Origin of the sequence: Kocuria sp. CPCC 204721, assembly GCF_040980945.1 — a bacterium.
GTDB classification, from domain to species: Bacteria; Actinomycetota; Actinomycetes; order Actinomycetales; family Micrococcaceae; genus Kocuria; species Kocuria marina.
The window spans coordinates 40,609-60,136 of sequence record NZ_JAVKPO010000001.1 but is presented as its reverse complement, the minus strand read 5'-3'; the positions used below and the strand labels follow the sequence as shown (position 1 = coordinate 60,136).

General features: G+C 69.3%; 17 protein-coding genes and 1 pseudogene. 5 read left to right on the top strand and 13 right to left on the bottom strand.

Annotated elements, in window-relative coordinates; genetic code table 11:
- Nucleotides 1-653: 653 nt before the first annotated feature.
- The 6 genes and pseudogenes from RF637_RS00270 to RF637_RS00245 all read right to left on the bottom strand — a co-directional run bounded on the left by RF637_RS00270 (nt 654) and on the right by RF637_RS00245 (nt 5,913).
- Nucleotides 654-1,754, bottom strand: a complete 1,101-nt coding sequence (locus RF637_RS00270) for a mandelate racemase/muconate lactonizing enzyme family protein (RefSeq protein ID WP_368843854.1) — start codon at nt 1,752-1,754, stop codon at nt 654-656.
- A 31-nt stretch (nt 1,755-1,785) separates the two neighbouring features.
- On the bottom strand, nt 1,786-2,667 hold the full coding sequence (locus RF637_RS00265; protein WP_368843853.1) for a LysR family transcriptional regulator: 882 nt from the start codon (nt 2,665-2,667) through the stop codon (nt 1,786-1,788).
- A 116-nt stretch (nt 2,668-2,783) separates the two neighbouring features.
- Nucleotides 2,784-3,197, bottom strand: a pseudogene (locus RF637_RS00260) (MFS transporter); the annotation flags it as partial.
- A gap of 15 nt (nt 3,198-3,212) precedes the next feature.
- The gene (locus RF637_RS00255; RefSeq protein ID WP_368843852.1) at nt 3,213-3,560 is read right to left on the bottom strand and encodes a class I adenylate-forming enzyme family protein; all 348 of its coding nucleotides are present in this window, start codon (nt 3,558-3,560) and stop codon (nt 3,213-3,215) included.
- A 163-nt stretch (nt 3,561-3,723) separates the two neighbouring features.
- On the bottom strand, nt 3,724-4,125 hold the full coding sequence (locus RF637_RS00250; RefSeq protein WP_368843851.1) for an AMP-binding protein: 402 nt from the start codon (nt 4,123-4,125) through the stop codon (nt 3,724-3,726).
- A gap of 78 nt (nt 4,126-4,203) precedes the next feature.
- Nucleotides 4,204-5,913, bottom strand: a complete 1,710-nt coding sequence (locus RF637_RS00245) for a long-chain-fatty-acid--CoA ligase (RefSeq protein WP_368843850.1) — start codon at nt 5,911-5,913, stop codon at nt 4,204-4,206.
- 156 nt (nt 5,914-6,069) lie between these two features.
- Here RF637_RS00245 and RF637_RS00240 point away from each other — a divergent pair, with 156 nt between their 5' ends.
- From RF637_RS00240 to RF637_RS00225, 4 genes are all read left to right on the top strand, one after another.
- Nucleotides 6,070-7,035 (top strand): hypothetical protein, encoded by a 966-nt coding sequence (locus RF637_RS00240; protein WP_368843849.1) that lies wholly within the window; start codon nt 6,070-6,072, stop codon nt 7,033-7,035.
- 63 nt (nt 7,036-7,098) lie between these two features.
- Entirely contained in the window at nt 7,099-7,815 is a 717-nt protein-coding gene (locus tag RF637_RS00235; RefSeq protein ID WP_085106122.1) for a response regulator transcription factor, read from the top strand.
- A 19-nt stretch (nt 7,816-7,834) separates the two neighbouring features.
- Entirely contained in the window at nt 7,835-9,142 is a 1,308-nt protein-coding gene (locus RF637_RS00230) for a sensor histidine kinase (RefSeq protein ID WP_368843848.1), read from the top strand.
- The gene (locus RF637_RS00225) at nt 9,139-10,164 is read left to right on the top strand and encodes a hypothetical protein (RefSeq protein WP_368843847.1); all 1,026 of its coding nucleotides are present in this window, start codon (nt 9,139-9,141) and stop codon (nt 10,162-10,164) included. Before RF637_RS00230 ends, RF637_RS00225 begins: the two co-directional genes overlap by 4 nt.
- 58 nt (nt 10,165-10,222) lie before the next feature.
- On the opposite strand, the gene RF637_RS00220 is transcribed toward RF637_RS00225, so the two are convergent.
- Nucleotides 10,223-10,861, bottom strand: coding sequence for a hypothetical protein (locus RF637_RS00220; protein ID WP_368843846.1), 639 nt, complete (start codon nt 10,859-10,861; stop codon nt 10,223-10,225).
- A gap of 220 nt (nt 10,862-11,081) precedes the next feature.
- Here RF637_RS00220 and RF637_RS00215 point away from each other — a divergent pair, with 220 nt between their 5' ends.
- Nucleotides 11,082-11,747: a DNA-3-methyladenine glycosylase I gene (locus RF637_RS00215; RefSeq protein WP_098055082.1), complete on the top strand. Its 666-nt coding sequence runs from the start codon at nt 11,082-11,084 to the stop codon at nt 11,745-11,747.
- A gap of 3 nt (nt 11,748-11,750) precedes the next feature.
- On the opposite strand, the gene RF637_RS00210 is transcribed toward RF637_RS00215, so the two are convergent.
- The 6 genes from RF637_RS00210 to RF637_RS00185 form a co-directional block, all read right to left on the bottom strand.
- Complete coding sequence (locus RF637_RS00210) at nt 11,751-13,325, bottom strand: dihydrolipoamide acetyltransferase family protein (RefSeq protein ID WP_368843845.1); 1,575 nt, start codon at nt 13,323-13,325, stop codon at nt 11,751-11,753.
- Between the two features lie 54 nt (nt 13,326-13,379).
- Entirely contained in the window at nt 13,380-14,354 is a 975-nt protein-coding gene (locus tag RF637_RS00205) for an alpha-ketoacid dehydrogenase subunit beta (RefSeq protein ID WP_064847424.1), read from the bottom strand.
- Nucleotides 14,351-15,532 carry a thiamine pyrophosphate-dependent enzyme gene (locus RF637_RS00200; RefSeq protein WP_368835145.1) on the bottom strand — a complete coding sequence of 394 codons (1,182 nt, stop codon included), beginning with the start codon at nt 15,530-15,532 and terminating at the stop codon, nt 14,351-14,353. Before RF637_RS00200 ends, RF637_RS00205 begins: the two co-directional genes overlap by 4 nt.
- 94 nt (nt 15,533-15,626) lie before the next feature.
- Nucleotides 15,627-16,787 carry a histidinol-phosphate transaminase gene (locus tag RF637_RS00195; RefSeq protein ID WP_085106116.1) on the bottom strand — a complete coding sequence of 387 codons (1,161 nt, stop codon included), beginning with the start codon at nt 16,785-16,787 and terminating at the stop codon, nt 15,627-15,629.
- Nucleotides 16,788-16,831: 44 nt separating this feature from the next.
- On the bottom strand, nt 16,832-18,865 hold the full coding sequence (locus RF637_RS00190) for a hypothetical protein (protein ID WP_368844080.1): 2,034 nt from the start codon (nt 18,863-18,865) through the stop codon (nt 16,832-16,834).
- Nucleotides 18,866-19,044: 179 nt separating this feature from the next.
- A complete protein-coding gene (locus tag RF637_RS00185) occupies nt 19,045-19,464 on the bottom strand; it encodes a hypothetical protein (RefSeq protein ID WP_144997177.1) in 420 nt (139 codons plus the stop codon).
- Nucleotides 19,465-19,528: the final 64 nt, after the last annotated feature.

Below are 19,528 nucleotides of genomic sequence, written 5' to 3'. Positions count from 1 at the left end.
TCATGATCAACATCTCCCGCAACCTGTGCCTGTACCCGAACGTGTACCTCATGGACCAGTTCTCCCCCCAGATCCGTCACGTGCGCCCCATCGCCGTGGACAAGACCGAGGTCACCATCTACTGCATCGCTCCCAAGGGTGAGTCGGATAAGTCCCGCGCCCACCGGATCCGCCAGTACGAGGACTTCTTCAACGCCACCGGTATGGCCACCCCGGACGATCTCGAGGAGTTCCGCTCCTGCCAGAAGACGTACCAGGCCACCTCCGCGCCGTGGAACGACATGAGCCGCGGCATGGCCCACGAGATCAAGGGCCCGGACGAGCAGGCCACCGCGCTCGGCGTGACCAACGTCCTGGCCTCCGGTGTGCGCACCGAGGACGAGGGCCTGCACCCCGTCCAGCACGGCTACTGGAAGCAGGTCATGGACAAGGCCGTGAGCGAACTCGACGCCGAGGAAGCCGCGGCCGGGATCTATGCCAAGTTCGGCATCTATTCCCGCGGCGAGCTCGCGGCCCTGTACCGGAGCAGGAATGACGGGCCCTGCTGGGCCGGGAGTCGAGAGCCGGGACGACCCGGGTGTCGCCACCCGCCCACGACCGCACGCAGGATGCGGCCCGCCCCCGCCCCGCGCGAGGGACGGGGGCGGGCCGCCTCAGCGGGCCCGGTAGTAGGCGAGCTTGTCCTCGTCGATCACGGTGCCGACCCCGGGGACGTCCCGCACGTGGATCTTCCCGTCCACGATCCGCAGGGGCTCGGCCAACAGGTCGTCCGCCATGTCCAGGAAGTTGGACAGCTCCCCCGCGCGCTTGGACGTGTGGGAGAAGGCCGCGCCGAAGGTCACGGACGCGATGGTCCCCACCTGGGTGTCGATCTGGTTGCCCACGTAGACGTCCACGCCCAGGCCCTCCGCGAGACCCACTATCTTGATGGCCTCAGTGAAGCCCGAGCGCGCGGTCTTGATCGCGAGCAGGTTCGCTCCCCCGCTCAGCAGCTCCTTGGCCGCCGTGCCCAGGTTCGGGGCGGACTCGTCCGCGGCAATCGGGATGGGCGAGGTGCTCACGAGGCGACGTCGGCCCATGACTTCCCGAGCGTCGTCGGGCTCCTCAAGGAACTCCATGCCGAGGTCCGCGGTGAGGCGCAGGACCTCGGAGGCCTCGTTGGCGCTCCACCCGCGGTTGGCGTCCATGTAGATCCGCGCCTCGGGACCCAGGCCCTCGCGCAGCACGCGGGCGGCCTCGACGTCGAGCGAGACGGGGTGGCGCCCCGTCTTGAGCTTGAAGGTGGTGATCCCGTAGGTCTCCCGGAACTCCAGGGCGATCTCGAGCAGCTGTTCCGCGGGCTTGAACCCCAGCATGTGGGAGACGCTCATGTGGTCGGTGTACCCGCCCAGCAGCGTGGACACGGGTTGTCCGAGCAGCTGGCCAATCGCGTCCCACACGGCGATGTCCACCGCGCCCTTGGCGGTCTGGTTGTGGAAGGTGCGGTCCATGACGGTCTGCATCCGCTCCCGGGCGAAGGCGTCCAGACCGCTGAGCTGCGGGGAGAAGATGTCCTCGATCACCGCCACGATGGACTTCTGGGTCTCACCGTAGGTGTACGGCCGGGGCGGGGTGTCCGCGGTGCCCACGATGCCCTCGTCCGTGTGCACCCGCACGAGGACGTGGTCCGCTTCCGTCACGGAACCCGAGGCGAAGTGCAGGGGGTGCACGTAGGGGATCGAGTAGGGGATCGCCTCGATGCGGGTGATGTTCATGGTCGCCTTTCTTGAGCGGGTGGTGCTCGGGTCAGTCGTGGTCGGTGACGTCCATGACGAGGTCCAGGAAATTGCCCAGCAGGGCCGAGCGGTCGTCCCGCCGCCAGGCCACGGCCATCTCGGTCACGGGGGAATCCTCGAGGCCCGCGTAGAGCACGCCCTCGAGCTGCAGCGCCCGTACGGACTCGGGGACCACAGCGATCCCGCTGCTGGCCGCGACAAACGAGAGCATGGTGGAGGTCTCGTGGGTGACCTGCGCGATGCGCAGCTGGAAGCCCGCCCGGCGGCACATCTCGGACACGGTGCGGTGCACGGCCGATCCCGGCGGGTAGGACACGAAGTTCTGCTCCTGCAGTTCGTTCGCCGCCACGGGCCGCCCGGACGCCAGGGGGCTGTCGCTGGGCATGGCCACCACGAGCTTCTCCCGGCCCACGATCCGGTACTCGATGTCCTGGGATGCCACGGGAGGGCGCAGGATCGCGGCGTCGAGCGTGTGGTCCCGCAGTCCTGCCTCCATGGCTGGCGTCAACATCTCGCCCTGCAGGGTGAGGGAGACTCCGGGCAGCTGCTCCTTGGCGTGGCGCACGAGCCGCGGCATGACACTGTAGGTGGCCGAGCCAGAGAAGCCCACGCGCAGCACCCCGGTGGCGCCGTTGCCCACCTGGTAGACGTCCGCCTTGAGCGTCTCCACCTCGTTGATGATCTGGCGTCCGCGGTCCAGCAGCTCCTGTCCGGCCGGGGTCAGGTCCACGCGCCGGGTCGTGCGGTCCAGCAGTTTGACGCCGAGCTGTTCCTCGAGCTGACGGATCTGTTGCGACAACGGCGGTTGCGCCATGTGCAAGCGTTTGGCGGCACGGCCGAAGTGCCGCTCCTCCGCCACTGCGATGAAGTAGTTGAGTTGTCGAAGCTCCATGGTTCTCCCCGGTCCCCGTCCGCCACCTTGATATGGAGTTTAGCCATAATCACAGGGATTAGAAATAGATATTGTCAGAATTCGACGACGCCGAAGTGCACACCGGCGGAAGCCGGGATGCCCTGGAATACGCGCAGCAGGATGAGCAGGATCGCACCCCGCGAACCGATGCTCGCGGAGGACGGGATCAGCCCGATCAGCGTGGAGCCGATACCCATGACGAACATGGGCAGGATGAGCATCTTCTTCCGGCCCAGTTTGTCCCCGAAGTGACCGAAGATCGCACCGCCCAGGGGCCGCGCGAGGTACCCCGCGGCGAACGTCCCGTAGGAGGCGATCACGCCGGCCACCGGGTCCAGGTCCTGGAAGAACACGTGCGGAAACACCAGCGCGGAGGCGGAGAGCAGGAAGTCGTAGTATTCGGTGGTGGAGCCCAGGTAGCTGGAGAGGATCACGCGGCGCGCTTCCCTGTCCTGCGACCTGCGATCCATGGACCGCAGCTCGGTCCCCGGGGCGGTGGTTGATGACATGGTGGTTCCTCGGGATCAGGCGCGTTCGCGCAGGACGTTCTTCTGGATCTTGCCCGTGGTAGTGCGCGGCAGTTCGGCCACGACCTCCACCCGAGCGGGAAGCTTGTAGGTGGCCAGCCCCTCGCGCAGCCGGGTGAGGATCTCGTTCCCGCTCAGCTCAGGGGCGTTCTCGAACAGCACGACGAACGCGCGGCCGGTCTCGCCCCAACGCCCGTCCGGCACACCGATCACGGCCGCTTCCTGGATCTCCTCGAGACCCGGCAGGGCGTTCTCCACCTCCGCGGGGTACACGTTCTCCCCGCCCGAGATGTACACGTCCTTCATGCGGTCCTTGATGTAGAGGTACCCGTCCTCGTCCTCCACGGCGATGCCCCCGGAGTCACCACGTCCGGGGTGCGGAACTGACGGTGGATGATGATGGTCCCGCCCAGCATGAATGTGGGCAGCGTCATCATGGTCAGCCCGGCAATGTGGAACAGGGGCGCCACGGCCAGGTGGTCCTCGTCCTGGCGCGGGTCCTGACCGATCAGGGTGTTGACGTACTGGTAGAAGAGGTTGTCTGGTGCGTGAGCGTGGCACCCTCGGGCCGGCCCGTGGTCCCGGACGTGTACATGATCAGGGCCAGGTCGTCCTGCTCCACCGGTTCGTCCACGAGCTCCTCGGAACCGGAGGCCAGGAACCGCTCGTACTCCTCCCCGGGTCCGCGGCCGTCCACACTCACCCAGGAGCGCACGCCGGTCAGTTCGGCCTCCAGACCCGCAGCATTCTCGCGTTGGTCTTGCCCGAAGACCACGGTGGTGGCACCGCAGTCGCCCAGAATGTATTCCACTTCCGCCTGCCGCAGCCGGGGGTTCACCAGGACTACGGCCGCCCCGAGCGATCCCGCGGCGAAGAACGTCTCCAGCAGGCCGGGGTGGTTGAACCCCATGTAGGCCACCCGGCCCCCGTGGCGCACGCCCGTTCGGCAGGAGTTGTTCCGACCGAGCTGATCCCGGCCGAAGAGGTGTCAGGAGTCCAACAGGTTGTTCTTGATGATGTCCTGCTTGACCGCTCGCCGCAGGGTCTTACCGAGCATCGTGCGGGGCAGGTCGTCCATGGCCACGATCCGGCGCGGCACCTTGTAGCGGGTGACCTTGTCGTAGCAGTGCTTGCGCAGGGCGTCCTCATCTAGGGTGACCCCGGGTTCCAGCACGACCGCCGCAACCACGGTCTCGTTGCCGTCGTCGTTGGGGATGCCCACCACGGCCGCGTCCGCGACACTGTCGTGCAGTTTCAGGGCGGTCTCCACCTCGGAGGGGGCCACGTTGAAGCCGCCGGTGATCACCACTTCCTTAATCCGGTCCACCACGCGCAGGAAGCCGTCCTGGTCCACCGTCACGATGTCACCGGTGCGCAGCCAGCCGTCCCCCGTGAACAGTTTCGCGGTCTCCTCGGGGCGCTTCCAGTAGCCCTGCGTGACCTGGGGGCCTTTGACCAGCAGCTCACCCTCCGCGTCCTCGGGAACGTCCTCACCCGTCTCCGGATCCACCATGCGCACGTCCGTGCTGGGGAAGGGGATGCCGATCGAACCCGAACGGCGGTGCTCGTTGAGGGGGTTGCACGCGACCAACGGGGAGCACTCGGTGAGGCCGTAGCCTTCAATCAGCACCCCGCCCGTGGCGTCCTCCCACGTCTCGACCAGGGGCACGGGCAAGGTCATGGCTCCGGACACCGCCACCCGGATGCCGGTGAGATCCTTCCCCTGCTCAGCGGCGGCGTCGAGCACCTTCTGGTACACGGGCGGGACGGCCGGCAGCACCGTGGGCATGCTCTTCTTCATGGCCCGCAGGATGAGGTCCGCGCGCACGGTGGGGAACAGGACGAGCTTAGCGCCCAGGGACATCGCGAACGTGACACCCAGGGTCAGCCCGAAGGCGTGGAACAGGGGCAGCACGCCGTAGACGACCTCGTCGGACGAGCTGTCCAACCAGTGCTGGCCCATCACGGCGTTGGACTCCAGGTTGCGGTGGCTCAGCATGGCGCCCTTGGGCAGGCCCGTGGTCCCGGACGTGTACTGCAGCAGGGCGATGTCCGTGGCCGCGGGCCGGGGGTGGTCCTCACGGATCGGGTCGGAGTCCACGAGGGACTTCCACGCGATGGTCCCCGGGGCCGGCTGGGTGAGCTCTCGGCGCTGCTCGGCGAGCTTCTTGAGGGGCAGGCGCAGTCCCACGCGCATCATCGTGGGCATGCTCGCGGTGATGTCCACGGCCACGACGTGCTCGACGGCCAGGTCCTTGGGCATCCCGGTGATCCTCGCGGCGACCTTGTCCCACGCGATCACCACGCGCGCACCGTGGTCCTCGAACTGGTGGCGCAGTTCCGGGGTCGTGTACAGCGGGTTGTGTTCCACCACGATGGCCCCGAGCCGCAGGGCGGCGTAGAAGGCCACGATGTGCTGGGGGCAGTTGGGCAGCACGATGGCCACGCGGTCCCCGGCCTGCACGCCCAGCAGCCGCAGTCCTTCCGCGACCCGTCGCACCTGGTCACCGAGCTGCGCGTACGTCATTCCCGCGCCGAAGAACTCGACCGCCGTCTTCGCGCCGTGGCGGGCCACCGATTTCTCGAGCATGTGCACCAGGGAGGTCTCGGGCAGCTCCAGGTCTCGGGGAACGCCGGGGTCGTAGCTCGCCGTCCACGGGCGGGTCGCCAGGAAGTCTCGGGAATTCGTCTCAGCCATGTCAGCGAGGCTACCGTCCCGCCCGGCCCGCCGCGGGACATTCGCCCGCGTCCCACGACGACGTCGCACCCGGCGCCCCGGACCCGTCCCACGGACCCGGTCTCGATAGACTTCTGGGGACCCGCCACCGGAATCCCCGCCGAATCGAGGCCCTCCATGTCCCCCTCCACCGCTCGCGATCCTCTCGATGACGGCAACGCACCCTGGACCGAGCCGACCTCCCGGGTGAGCCCCGCCGGCGATGCCCAGGCCACGCGCCCCCTCCCCCGTCCCGGGGTCCGGCACGACGACGCCGCGGCCGGCGACACCGCCGCCCTGCCGTCGGTCTCCCCGTACGACGACGTCCGCTCCCCCGCCCGGGACACGGCACCGCGCACGGGACGCACCGGCGTCGCCTCCGGACGCCTGCACCCGCGGGACGAGCGCTCCGGCAACACGGACCCCGTGGGCGACGACCACCTCACACCCCCGAACGAGCGGATCTCGGCCGAGGCCGCGTGGGACTCCATGCGCCCCGCGGTGCGCCCGGAGGGCTCCACCACCGCGGCCCGGCCCACAGTGGAGGAACTGCGGCGGCGGCAGCGCCAGCACTTCGGCGGTATGCAACTGATCCCCGGGGTGTTGGGACTGCTCACGGCCATCTCACTGGGTGGCCTGTTGCTCACGCTCGCCGGGCTGCTGGGACCCCAGCTGGGCCTGGACGTGACCCGGGGAGCGGGCGACACCTTGGCCCGGGCATGGCAGGCGCCGGGGGCGGCGCAGTCGTGGATCGCCGTCGCCGTCCTGGGCGTCGTGGAACTGCTCTCGATGATCGCGGGAGGGTACGTGGCCGGGCGCATGGCGCGCTTCTCAGGGGTCGCCCAGGGCATGAGCGTGTGGCTGTGGTCCCTGCTGGCGCGCGCCGTCGCCTCGGTCGTGGTGTTGCTGTGGGCCGACGCCGCCACGGCGGCCGGTCCCCGCTGGGTCGCGCAGGAGCTGATCGGGAGCGATGTGGGAATGGGTCTCATCGCGCTCGCGGGTCTCGTGCTGCTGGGACTCGCGGGCTCGATCCTGGGCGGGGTGTGGGGCATGCGCTACCACCGTAAAGTGGACGCCTGGACGGTTTCGAATGCAATAAGCTAGTAGACTTCCGTTCTGTCGAGGGTCTGGGCTGGGTCCTCACTGGGGAGTACGGAGGAACTTTCTATGCCTTCAACACTCGTCGCCGTAGTCGACGATCATGAAGTGGTCCGTGAAGGCGTGCGCCTGGTGTCCATGACATCGCTCGCGGACGTCAAGCTCGTGGGATCATCGGATTCCGTGTCCACCCTGTTGGACCAGTTGGGCCGGGACCCGGAGAATCCCGCCCTCACCGCGCAGGGCTCGAAACGCATCGAGTGCGACGTCGTCCTGCTGGACCTGTCCCTGGCGGACAAGTCACGCCCGGCGGGCAACGTGGAACGGTTGCGCAGCGCCGGGATGAAGGTGCTGATCTTCAGCATCGGCGAGAACGCCGGGTTGATCCGCGAGGCGCTGCGCGCCGGCGCCCTGGGGTTGGTGCGCAAATCGGACCCGCTCGAGCACGCCATCGAGGAGGCGCGGGCGATTGCGGACGGCAAACCCGTGATCACCAAAGAACTGGCCGCGGCCATCGACGGGGACGTCGAGTTCTCCCGCGCCGCCCTGTCCCCGCGCGAACGCGAGACCCTGCGCCTGTACGCCTCCGGGTTCGCCCAGGTGCAGGTCGCCCGCCGCATGGGGATCAAGCAGTCCGCGGTGAAGACCAACATCGACCGGATCCGTGAGAAGTACGCGCGGATCGGGCGCCCGGCCCCCACCAAGATCGACCTGCGGATCCGCGCGATCGAGGACGGTCTCGTGGACCCCGAGGACGACGTGACAAGCGCCGAGAAGAAGCTGTGATTCCCCCACCGGACACCCCGTGATCCTGCTGGGGAGGCCACCGGAGGGCCGGGCCCGCTCCTACCGGACGGTCAACACACGGTTGCGGTGGAAGCGCTTCTTCGCGACCACCGCCCCGGACGAGCTCGGGCTGAACACCTACCGCGCCCACTGGTTCGCGATGATCGGCTTCGGCGTGTTCGCCGTGACCCATCTGATCGAGGCGCTGCCCATCTTCGCGCAACAGCAGCACTCCCTCCACGGGTGGTACACGATCTTCCTGTTGGCGCTCGCGGTGCTCACCGGCCTCACCCTGTTCTACGGGTTGCGCCATTCCGTGCGCCCCTGGGTGTTCCTGGCCTACACGGCCGTGGTCTCCGCGGCCATCCTGGCCCTGCCGCTCGCGTGGACGGGTGAGCCCATGCCCCAGAACCCCTGGATCTCGGGGTTCATCATCCTGGCGGTGGGAGCGGCGGCGGTGCTGTGGAGCCCCACAGCCGCCATCCTGTACATGATCATGAACGAGGGCGTGTACGCCCTGATCTCCGCCCTGCTCATCACCGCGGAGCCCATCCCGGAGTCATGGCTCACGGCGGGACTCTCCCGCATGGTGTTCAGCCTCATGCTCGTGGTGGTCCTCACCGTCGGCAAGCACGGTGTCGAGCGCATGGACATCGCCTACGCCGAGGCCTTGTCGCAGACGCTCGCGCTGCGGCGCAGCCGTTCGGAGACCGCCGACCAGGAGCGGATCGACCGGTTGATCCACGACAACGTGATGGCCGCCCTGCTGGACGCGTCCCGCACCCGGGGTGTCCTACCCAAACGCACGCGCCAGCTCGCCGCACGGGCCCTGGACATCCTGGCCGAGGAGTCCGACCGCTCCTCCGCGAACCACACCGTGATGGTCCACGTGCTCATGGACGAGCTCATGGAGGCCCTCGCCCCGTGGCGCGCACGTGTGCGATTCACCAACTTGCGGGCACCCATGCGGCCCGTGGGCGAACCGCGGGTGTTCGTCCCCGCGGACGTGGCGCACGGTTTGACCCAGGCCGTGACGGAAGCGGTGTCCAACAGCGCCCGGCACTCGGGCAGTGAGTACACGACCGTGTCGATGGAGGGTGAGCTGTGCCCCGCCAGCGGGACCAATCCCGAGGGCTTCTTCCTGCGGTTCACGATCAGTGACGACGGCCGGGGCTTCAACTACCACGACGTCCCCAACCGGCGGCTCGGGGTGCGCGTGTCCATCGTGGAGAACCTTGAGTCCATCGGCGGACGAGTGTCCCTGGACACCACACCGGGGCGTGGGACGCGTGTGACGCTGGTGTGGCCCAAGGATGTGACGGCATGAGCGGGTCCACGCGCGCGGTCTTCGCCCACCGCTACATGCGCTTCATCCTGCTGGCGGCATTCTGCGCACCCTTCGTGGCCACCGTGGGCTACCTCCAGGATTCCATCCGACCCGAGCAGTTGGCCGTGTCCGTGGTGAACTACGCGCTGGCCGGGTCCATCATCGCGCTACCCCGCTGGGACGGTTCCCAGTTCCCCCTGATCCCCACCGCGTTGACGTCCGTCCTGTTCCTGGCGGCCGCCCAGCAGGGCTACGCCGCGACCCCCGTGACGCTGCAGGCGGGACAGACCCCGTGGTTCCATCTCGGGTTTATCGCCCTGTTGTTCGGCCTGGGGATGCGACGCCGCCCCGGCTGGGCCTTCGCGGTGTGGCTCGGTGTCACGGTGTTGTCCGTGAGCCGGTGGCCCGTGGTCAACGGGGTGATCATGCCCATCGAGGCATATCACGTGGTGGGCATCGCCGTGGTGCTCGTGACGTGGATGGTCGAGCGGCAGTACGACTTTTTCATGCGGCGCAGACAGGACACCCAGCGCCTACTGGCCACCGCGCGCAGCCGCGACGAGGCCGAGAAGGGGATGCGCTACGCCTCCAACCGGCGGGTGGACGAGGTCCGCCGGTTGGCCGGTGGGCTGCTGGAGCAGATCGCCAAGGATTCCTCCGAGGTGACCGACTACGACGTCCAGCAGTTCCGCCTCACCGAGGCCCAACTGCGGGACAGCATCCGCGGTCGCTCCATCGCGACGCCCTACATCCTGGAGCTCACCCGCGCGGCACGTGCCCGGGGGATCACCGTGGACATCCTGGACGAGCGCGGCAGTGCTCCGTCGCCCGAGGTTCTGGAAGCCACCATGCAGCAGCTCTCGGCGATCCTCGCGGACGCCCGCTCCGGCGCCGTGACCGTGCGGGCCCTGCCCCCGGGTGACCCCACCGCGGTGTTCATCGTCCACGACTCCCAGGACCCGGACGCCGATCCCGTGGCCGTGGAGATCGCAGACGGCACGGGGGCCGTTTCCGTTTTCTGAACCCGGATGCCTCGAGCGTGCATTCCGCACGACGACGCCGCGGCGCTGCGTCTCCCGGTCAGGCCACGCAGAAGCTGATGCTGGGAATGGCGAGGAATTCCCACCCGCCCGCGACCGGCGCCGTATAGGTGAAGGTCAGGGACGAGAACCGCGATGTCGTATTCGTGCTCCTGACGTTCCGTACCGTTTTCGTCTGTGAACTCACGTACTCCGCCGAACGAAAAAAGGTGGCGCCCGCAGCACCCCTCGTCGCGTTGGCGGACGTCAAGTCCCCCGTCATGACCCAGGGTTGATCGATCGTCACGGTGTCTGTGTACTGGTATGCGCCACTCGACAGGGTGCTGTTTAACCGGGTGATGTCCAGGATGGTGATGCTCGCCGACGTCAGTGGGACCGGGAATTCGAACGTCACCCTGGTGGTCGTGTTGTACCCGATGTTCAGCACGAGCCCGGGAGATGCCTGGGTGAGCCCCGAGATGGGATAAGGGGCTGTGCTCGTCGGGTAGCCGTTCTGCTCGCCTTGGTAATCCATCTTGCCGTTGAACTTCGAACTGTACATCCCGGTTGACGGGCCGACACTGCGCGGATTCACCGCCCCAGCTTTGCCGCCACGGACAACTCTCGTGGTGACCGTGGCGGACGGCGCGTTCACCTGCGAGATGGCTGTGCCCGTCAGCCCGTTCGCGTCCGTACCCACCGCGAATTGGGAAAAGCTGTAGTTGTAGCACCCCCCCCCCGCACCGGCCGGACCCCGCCATGGACCGGCCCCGCCCACCATGTACCCGCCTCATCCACGACGGTCCCGCCCCGCGGCAATCGCCCTGCACAGCGCGCCCGCCGGGCGGGTTCACACGCCGGTGATACCCGGGGGCCCGCGAGCGCGGATCACAGGACACCATCCGCCCTAGCGTGCTGCCATGACGACTTCATCGGAGACCACCTCGGCAGATGCCCAGGACACCTCACATTCCACGCCCCACACCGCCTTCCGGGTGGTGCACTGCGGGGACGGGTTGCGGCGCTGCCCGTGGGCCGTGAGCACACCCGGGGCGCTCGCGGATCACGATCACGACTGGGGGACGGCCCCCTCGAGCGCGGACGAGTACTTCGCCACGCTCACCCTGGAACTCGTGGACTCGGGGCTGGCCCGGTGGTCGCAGTCCGCGCGCCACGGTTCGTGGTACCTCCACATGGCCGATCTCGAACCCGCCCGCGTGTCCCTGTTCGACGAGGACGACGTGGACGACCTCCTCGTCAACGCCGAACTCATCCGCAACCGCGCCAAGATCGAGGCCGTGATCCACAACGCGGAGGTGTGCCGGGACTGGGACATGGACCGGTGGCTCGCGCTGCTCGAGGAGGCCGGGGTGCCCTTCCCGGGTGACGCCCCGGAAGCGGCGCCGGACAACGCGCTGGAACTCCCGGACAGTTCCACGGAGTCCCGCCGACTGTCCCAGGTGCTGCGATCCCACGGCATCGTGCTGGTGGGCCCGGTCACCGCCTACCGGTGGTTGCAGCGCATCGGCCGGGCACCGGGCCACCTCGCCGGGTGCTTCCGCACGGAGCCGGGCGACGGCGGCTGAGCATCAGTCAAGCAGCAGAGCGGGTTCCTCGAGGATGCGGGCCACGTCCGCCATGAACCGCGCGGAGAGGTCACCGTCCACCACGCGGTGATCGAAGGAACCCCCCAGGGTCGTGATCCACCGCGGGATGACGTCCCCGTCCACGACCCACGGCTTCTGCTTGATGGTCCCGAAGGCCACGATGGCGGCTTCACCGGGGTTGATGATGGGGGTTCCCGTGTCGATGCCTAGCGCACCGATGTTCGTGATGGACAGCGTCCCACCCTGCATGTCCCCCGGCTGGGTGCGCCCGGCGCGCGCGGTCTGCGTCAGCTCGTGCAGCGCGATCGCCAGCTCCCGGAGGCTGAGGTCCTGCGCGTCCTTGATGTTGGGAACCAGCAGACCCCGGGGCGTGGCCGCGGCGATGCCCAGGTTCATGTAGCGCTTGATGATGATCTCGGTGTCGGTCCACGTGGCGTTGACCTGCGGGTTGCGGGCGGCCGCCCAGATCACGGCCTTGGCCAGGATCAACAGTGGCGTGACCTTCACACCCTCGAAGTGCGGGGACTGCTTGAGCCGCTTGACGAACTCCATGGTCCGTGAGGCGTCCACCTCCACGAAGATCGACACGTGGGGCGCGCTGAAGGCGGACTTGACCATGTTCTGGGCGGTGGCCTTGCGCACGCCCTTGACGCGGATGCGTTCCTCCCGCGCGGTGGCCGGCTGGCCGGTGTGGGTCCAGAACGTGTCCGGGCCGTCCTCCACCTCGCGCAGGTGTGCCGCGTAGGCGAGCAGGTCGCGTTTGGTGACCTGGCCGCCGTCGCCGGTGGCCTGCACGTCCGCGAGATCGATGCCCATCTCCTTGGCCGCCTTGCGCACCGGAGGCTTGGCCAGGTTCGGACGGCGCGGGATCGACGCAGAGGCGGGCCCCTGTTCGGCACCCTCGTCCCGAGACTTCAACCAGGACTCCCCGCGGTCCCGGATCTTCCCGGCCTTCTCCGCGAGGTCCACGGCGGCACTTCCCAGTCCCGTGCGGGACAACCGGTCCGCCCAACCGTGCTTGCGCTCGTCGGCCGGCCCCGCGGCGTCGTCGGCGCGGGAGGTCGAGGCGCTCAGACCCTGGGGCGCCTCGGCGTCCGTGCGCATGCCCACGCGGGTACGACGCCGCCGACGCACCGGGTCCGCCTTGGGCCCCGAGCCCACGAGGGCCTTGCCCTGGGCGGAGTCCATGCTGCGCCCCGAACCGGACGTCGCGTCCTCACCGGTCGACGCGGCGGTGTCGGGCGCGGGGGCGTCGGCCAGACCGTCCTCCGGGGCGGAACCCGTGTAGCCGGGGTCAGTGGCACCGGCGGGAGCGTCGTCGGCGGAGCTCACGGAGATGATGGGCGTGCCCACCTCCACGGTGTCCCCCTCCGCGACGAGGATCTCCTGGACCGTGCCCTCGAACGGCGAGGGCAGCTCCACCACGGACTTGGCGGTCTCGATCTCCACGAGCACCTGGTTGACGGACACGGTGTCCCCCTCGGACACCATCCAGGCCACGATGTCGGCCTCGGTCAGACCCTCACCCACGTCGGGCAGTGTGAATACCTGGGACATGACTTCTCCCTCCGGGCCACCGTGTCCGCGCCGGATCACGGTGGGGTGGATGCTCTAGTAGGCGAAGGACCGGTCGAGTGCTTCGAGCACCCGGTCCAGATCCGGAACGTAGTTCTCCTCCACGGCTGCGGGAGGATAGGGCAGATGGTAAGCGCCCACGCGCAGCACGGGAGCCTCGAGCGAGTAGAACGCACGCTCGGTGACGCGCGCGGCGATCTCCCCGCCCAGACCACCGAACGTGGGGGCCTCGTGGGCGATCACCAGGCGACCCGTCTTGCGCACGGACGCCGTGACGGTGTCGAAGTCGATGGGTGACAGGCTGCGCAGGTCGATGACCTCCACGCTGCGCCCGTCCTCCCGGGCGGCCTCGGCGGCGGCGAGCGCCACGGGCACGAGCGGTCCCCACGCCACGATCGTGGCTTCCTCACCCTCGCGGATCACGGAGGCCTTGAACGGGTCCCCCGGGGAAGTCTTCTCGTCCACCTCGCCCTTGAGCCAGTACCGGCGCTTGGGTTCGAAGATGATGACGGGGTCGTCGCACGCGATGGCCTGCTGCGACATCCAGTAGGCGTCCTGCGCGTTCGACGGCGCGAGCAAGCGCAGTCCCGCCGTGTGGGCGAACAGCGCCTCCGGGGATTCCGAGTGGTGTTCCACGGAGCCGATCACACCTCCGTACGGGATGCGGATCGTCACAGGAACCGTGAGCTGCCCGTCCGAGCGGGCGTGGATCTTGGCCAGCTGGGTCGTGATCTGGTTGAACGCCGGGAACGTGAACCCGTCGAATTGGATCTCGCACACGGGCCGGTACCCGCGTTCGGCGAGGCCCACCGCGGTGCCCACGATCCCCGCCTCACCGAGGGGTGTGTCCAGCACGCGGTGCGCACCGAACCTGGACTTTAGCCCCTCGGTCACGCGGTACACGCCGCCCAGGGAGCCGATGTCTTCCCCCATGAGCATGACCTTGGGGTTCTCCTCCATGGCCCGTGCGAGCCCGGCATTGATGGCCTTGGCCACGGTCAGCTGTGTCACGCGCAGGCTCCTCGGGTGTCGTGGTCGTCCATCTCGTCCTGGGGTGCGAAGCCCGCCTGGTAGTCCAGGTATTCGGCGCGTTCGGCATCCACCAGTGAATGCTGCTCGGCGTACGCCTTGGCGAAGGAGTCCTCGAACCGGGGCGGGGTCATGGCCAGGACGTCCGCGCGCATGCGCTGCGCGATCTCGTCGTTCTCGCGCGCCACGGTCTCGAAGAACTCCTCCTCGACCCCGTGGGCGTCCCGCAAGTGGGCCCGCAGCCGGTCCACGGGATCCAGGTGACCCCACTGCTCTTCCTCGTCCCGTTCGCGGTACTTGGTGGGATCGTCCGCCGTGGTGTGGGCCCCCATGCGGTAGGTCTCCGCCTCGATCAGCACCGGCCCCTCTCCCGCGCGGATCTTCTCGAGCGCGTACCGCGTGGCCGCGACGACGCCCAGGATGTCGTTGCCGTCCACACGCAACCCCTCGAAGCCGTAACCGGCCGCGCGCGTGGCCAGGGGCACGCGGGACTGGGTCGCGAACGGGACCGAGATGGCCCACTGGTTGTTCTGGATGAAGAACAGCACGGGGGCGTCGTAGGACGCCGCGAAGACCATGGACTCGTGGATCTCACCCTCGGTGCTCGCACCGTCCCCGAAGTACGCGATGACGGCCTCCGGGGCGGTTTCCGGCGGAGTGCCCGCATCCTGGGCGGCCTTGCGGTCCAGGGCGGTTCCCATGGCGTAACCCACCGCATGCGGGACCTGGGAGGCGAGCACCATGGTGTAGAGGTTTAGGTTGTGTTTCTCCGGGTCCCAGCCCCCGGCCGTGATGCCGCGGAACAACCGCATCAGATTGGACGGCGCCACACCGCGTTCTAAGGCCACGGCGTGTTCGCGGTAGGACGGGAAGATCCGGTCGGTGGGCAGCGTGGGCCACACAGAACCGACCTGGGCGGCCTCCTGACCCCGCAGGGGCACCCACAGCACGAGCTGGCCCTGACGCTGCAGCGAGGTACCCTCCTCGTCCACGCGCCGCGCCCCGGTCATGGAACGGTAGAGGTGCTGCAACTGTTCGACCGTGACGTCCGCGACGTACGGGGACAACAGGGCATCGTCCGCGATCGCCCCCTGTTCGTCCAGGATCTGGTGACGCGGGAGCGTGCTGGGCACGGCGCCTGCGTGGGTGCGTGATGCCATGGGTGGTGTCGGTCCTTCCGCTGTCCTCGCCTGCCGTCTCGCCACCGTCACGGCGATCCGGGCGTGCGCGGGGTTCTCGGTACTCGTAACGGTCTCAGGGCTGCCCAGGCAGGGGCATGGTGCTGGGGTGCGGGAACGCGGCGCACAGTTCCAGGAACCGGGTGTTCGCCTCGGGCTCCCCGAAACTCACGCGCACCCCTTCCGCACCGAAACGCCGCACGGACAGGGCGTGCTGATCGCACAGCTGGGAGAACGCTTCGCCGTGCTCCCCGAGGGGCAGCCACACGAAGTTCGCCTGGGTGGGCGGGTACTGCCACCCCAGGTCGTCGAGTCCGCGCAGCACGCGCTCCCGTTCGTCCACGACCCGCTGGACCCGTTCCTCGACCTGGTCGATGTTCGTGAGGGACGCGATCGCAGCGAGCTGGGCCACCTCCGTGACACTGAACGCCGGCGCGCTCTGGCGCAGGTACTGCGTGACCTCCTGCTGGGCCACGGTGTAACCCACCCGCAGCCCGGCCAGACCGTGGGCCTTGGAGAACGTGCGCAGGGAGACCACATTGGGGTGATCACGGTAGAGCTCGATGCCGTCGGCCAGGCCCTCGGCGCGCTGGAACTCCCAGTACGCCTCGTCCACGACGACCACCACGTGGGACGGGACCCGCTTCAGGAACTCGCGCACGGCGTCGTCGCGCAGGCTGGGGCCCGTGGGGTTGTTGGGGGTGCACAGCAGGATGACCCGCGTGCGGTCGGTGACGGCGCGGGCCATCGCGTCGAGATCGTGCGAGCCGTCCGGGAGGTTGGGCACCTGCACGCCGAGCGCGCCGGCCAGACCCACCGAGATCGGATACGCCTCGAACGAGCGCCACGCGTGGATCACCTCGTCCGGGCGACCGTCCTCCCCGGAACCGGCGAAGGCCGCGAGCAGTTGGTTGAGTGCGCCCAGGCTGCCCGCACCGGCCACGACGTCCTGCGCGGGGACGTCCAGGTACTGCGCCAGGGCCTCACGCAGGGCGCTCGCGGCGGGATCCGGATAGCGGTTGTAGGCGTCGAAGGACGCGAGCGCCTCCCGGACAGCCGGAACGGGACCGAAGGGGTTCTCGTTGGATGCCAACTTGTAGGCCACGAGACCGGGGATCTCGGCGGCCGACTTGCCCGCGGCGTACGCGGGGAGCTTGCCGAGTACCGCCCGCGGCGTAACGCGCGTGGTCCGCTGCGGTAACCCCTGCGATCCGAAAGCGGGCGTGGAAGTTTCCATAGCTGCCATGCTAACGCCAGGGACCGCCCCACTTCGTCGGTGCGTCAGTGTTCCTCCCGTCCCTGGTAGACGTACGTTTCGGTGCGCGTCCCGGGCCCATGGGGCACCGCGTCCGCGAGCCGCTGCTCGTGGGCCACCACGACCGGGTGCCGCGAATCGGTGATCCCCTGGGCGCCCACCGTGTACACGTACATCTCATGCGCCCCGATCCCCCTGAACCCCTGCTTCAGGGTCAGCGCATCCTGATAGGGGGTGTTCACGCGCACCGTGGATCGGTGGTCGGCGTCCGGGTTGGGCACGCCGTCCAGGGTGGGCACGACGTCGTCCACGTGTTCCACCGCCATCACGGACGTGCCCTCGGGGATCTCGAAGTCCCCCACGGGCGAACCGAACGTGGTGACCGCGGCGACGTCATAACGCTCACGGAACGCACGGTTGGCAGCCAGCCCCGCGGCGTCGATCCCGCCCAGGCTGTGGCCCGTGAGCACCACGGTGTCCCCGGAGCGGATGCCCGCGTCCTGCAGCGCCTGCACGGCCATGCGCTGCGCCTGGGGCAGCTCGGTGAGTGCGGCGTCCGGTTGCGCCGTGATGCCCTGCCCGATCCCCTTCAGATCATGCACGCCGGGACTGTCCTCCCACTTTTCAGTCCCGGTCAGCACCACGGAGTACGCCGTCCTCCCGTTCCCGTCCGTGGCCTTCTGCACCATGACCGTGCTGTTCTCGACCTGCGCCCCGTCCGGGCCCACGCCCGAGACGATGTTCTTGGCGTCCTTGAGCGCCGCGGCGGTCCCCGCGATCGTGGTGGGCACGGCTCCCGCGTGCCGCACCCCGGCCGGAAGCGGTCGCTCGGGCATGCCCGTCATGTGGTGGCGGGCCGCGTTCGCGGCGGTCACCCCGGTGAACACCTCCCGGCGTGCCTCGCGTAACGCGCGCGGGGCGAGCACCGGTCGTAGGGCAGCCGACACACCGCGGTCGAAGGCCTCTGCCGGGGTCAACCGGCGCCCCTTGCGATACGGCGTGTACCACGCGACGCCCGCCAGAGAAGCCGACAGCACGGCGGCCGAGGCGGGCGCGAGCATGGCACCGAGTACCCCGGGTTCCTCCCCCGCTGCATCCCTCCACGGGTCGCCCGCGCCCCCGGTGGTCTTCTCGGACCTGCCGTGCGCGGTGAGCAACCCCACGGCCAGCGCTCGCGCGTGCTGGCCCAGCGTTAAGGGCCTCGGCGCCGACGACGCCGCACCGCCGGTTCTCCCGTCCGGCTCCGCCGCGACGACGCCGGGCCCTGGTGCGTCCGCACCGGCTCCCGGGGTGCCTGCACCGGCTCCCGGAACGGTGTGGGACCCGGAGGCACTCCCGCCGGGCACGACGGGGTACTGAAGCAGCCCATCCATGAGATCGTCCAGGCCAGGCCCGCGGATGAGGGCGTCGGTCCCGCGCGGACCACCTCCCCGGATGAGGAGTCCGTACTGCCACGGCTGGACCCGCTCGAGGAACTCGTGCGGTGAGTCGATCCCCGCGCGAGCCAGTGCGACGTCCAGGTCTTCCAGGGTCCGACCGCCATCCCGGGCCAGAGGGCGGGTCACACCGTACAGGGGCAAACCCCACACCCGCCCCGCCAGGAGGGACGTCAATGCCCTCTCCACGGTCTCGTAGTTCTGCCGCGCGAGAACCAGTCGCGCGGCAGAGGCCTCCAGTGCGGCGATCTGCGCGAGCAGGTCGCGGCTCACGAGATCGGCGAGCGCCCCCGCACCCGCCAGGGACGGCTGCCCCGTGAGGGACCACAGGTGCAGTTCGGCGGTGACCGGGACGAGCCCGGCGAGGACGCCGCCCACGGTCTCGACCACCGCGGTGAGCGAGCCCTCGATCCCCGAGATGACGTCCGTGTCCACCATGACCGCGGTGCCGCCCGGGACGCCACCCGAGACCTCCATGCTGGTTCTCGCGCCCTCGACGGCGGCTGCGACCCGTTCCGGGTCCGCGTGGCCGTCCGGCGTGGGGCGTTCCCCGGAACCAGGGGTGAACAGTTCGCTCTGGAGGTCCTCGGCCCGCCCGTGGACCTCGGTCACGCCGTGTTCCATGCTCACGGCAGTGTCCCGCGGAGACGAGGCGGCCGCATCATCCGCAACCGGCACGGCGGCGGGGCCACCTCCCGCCACCGGCACGGCCGACCTCCCGGCCTGTTCCTCACCCGCGGCCGGCACAGCTGCGTCCTCCGAAGATCCGGTGCTCGAGCCCAGCACCGTCCGCGCCGCCGCGGTCACGGCGACCCGCCCCACGACGCGCTCGCAGCGTGACCCGCCGCGAGTCCCACGCCCAGCACCGTGCTCAGTGCCGCGGCCATGGGAGCTCCCATCTGGGCGATGCTCTCGACAGCCGCGACCCGTTCCGCGAGCGCGGCCGCCCCCGTCCGCACGAGCTGAGCAGTTTCACGACAGCGGTGCGAAACGTCTCGCAGTTCCTGCTCGTGGCGATCGGCGCGGGCCCGGAAGGACCTGGCACCCGGGCCCTCCCACGCACCGTGGGTCTCCGCGAGGGACGCGATCCGGGAGGCGAGCCCCGCGAGGTGCTCCGCGGCGTCGTCGTAATGACGTGCCACGAGGCAGAGCCGTTCGTGGACCAGCGCCGAGACCGCCGATGGGGACGTTCCCGGGAACACCGGGCTCGCGAGTTGTGACATGACCGGTTCCTTCCCGCGCCCCACCACGCGGGCGCCACGCGACCAGGCTAGGGAACGGCGATCC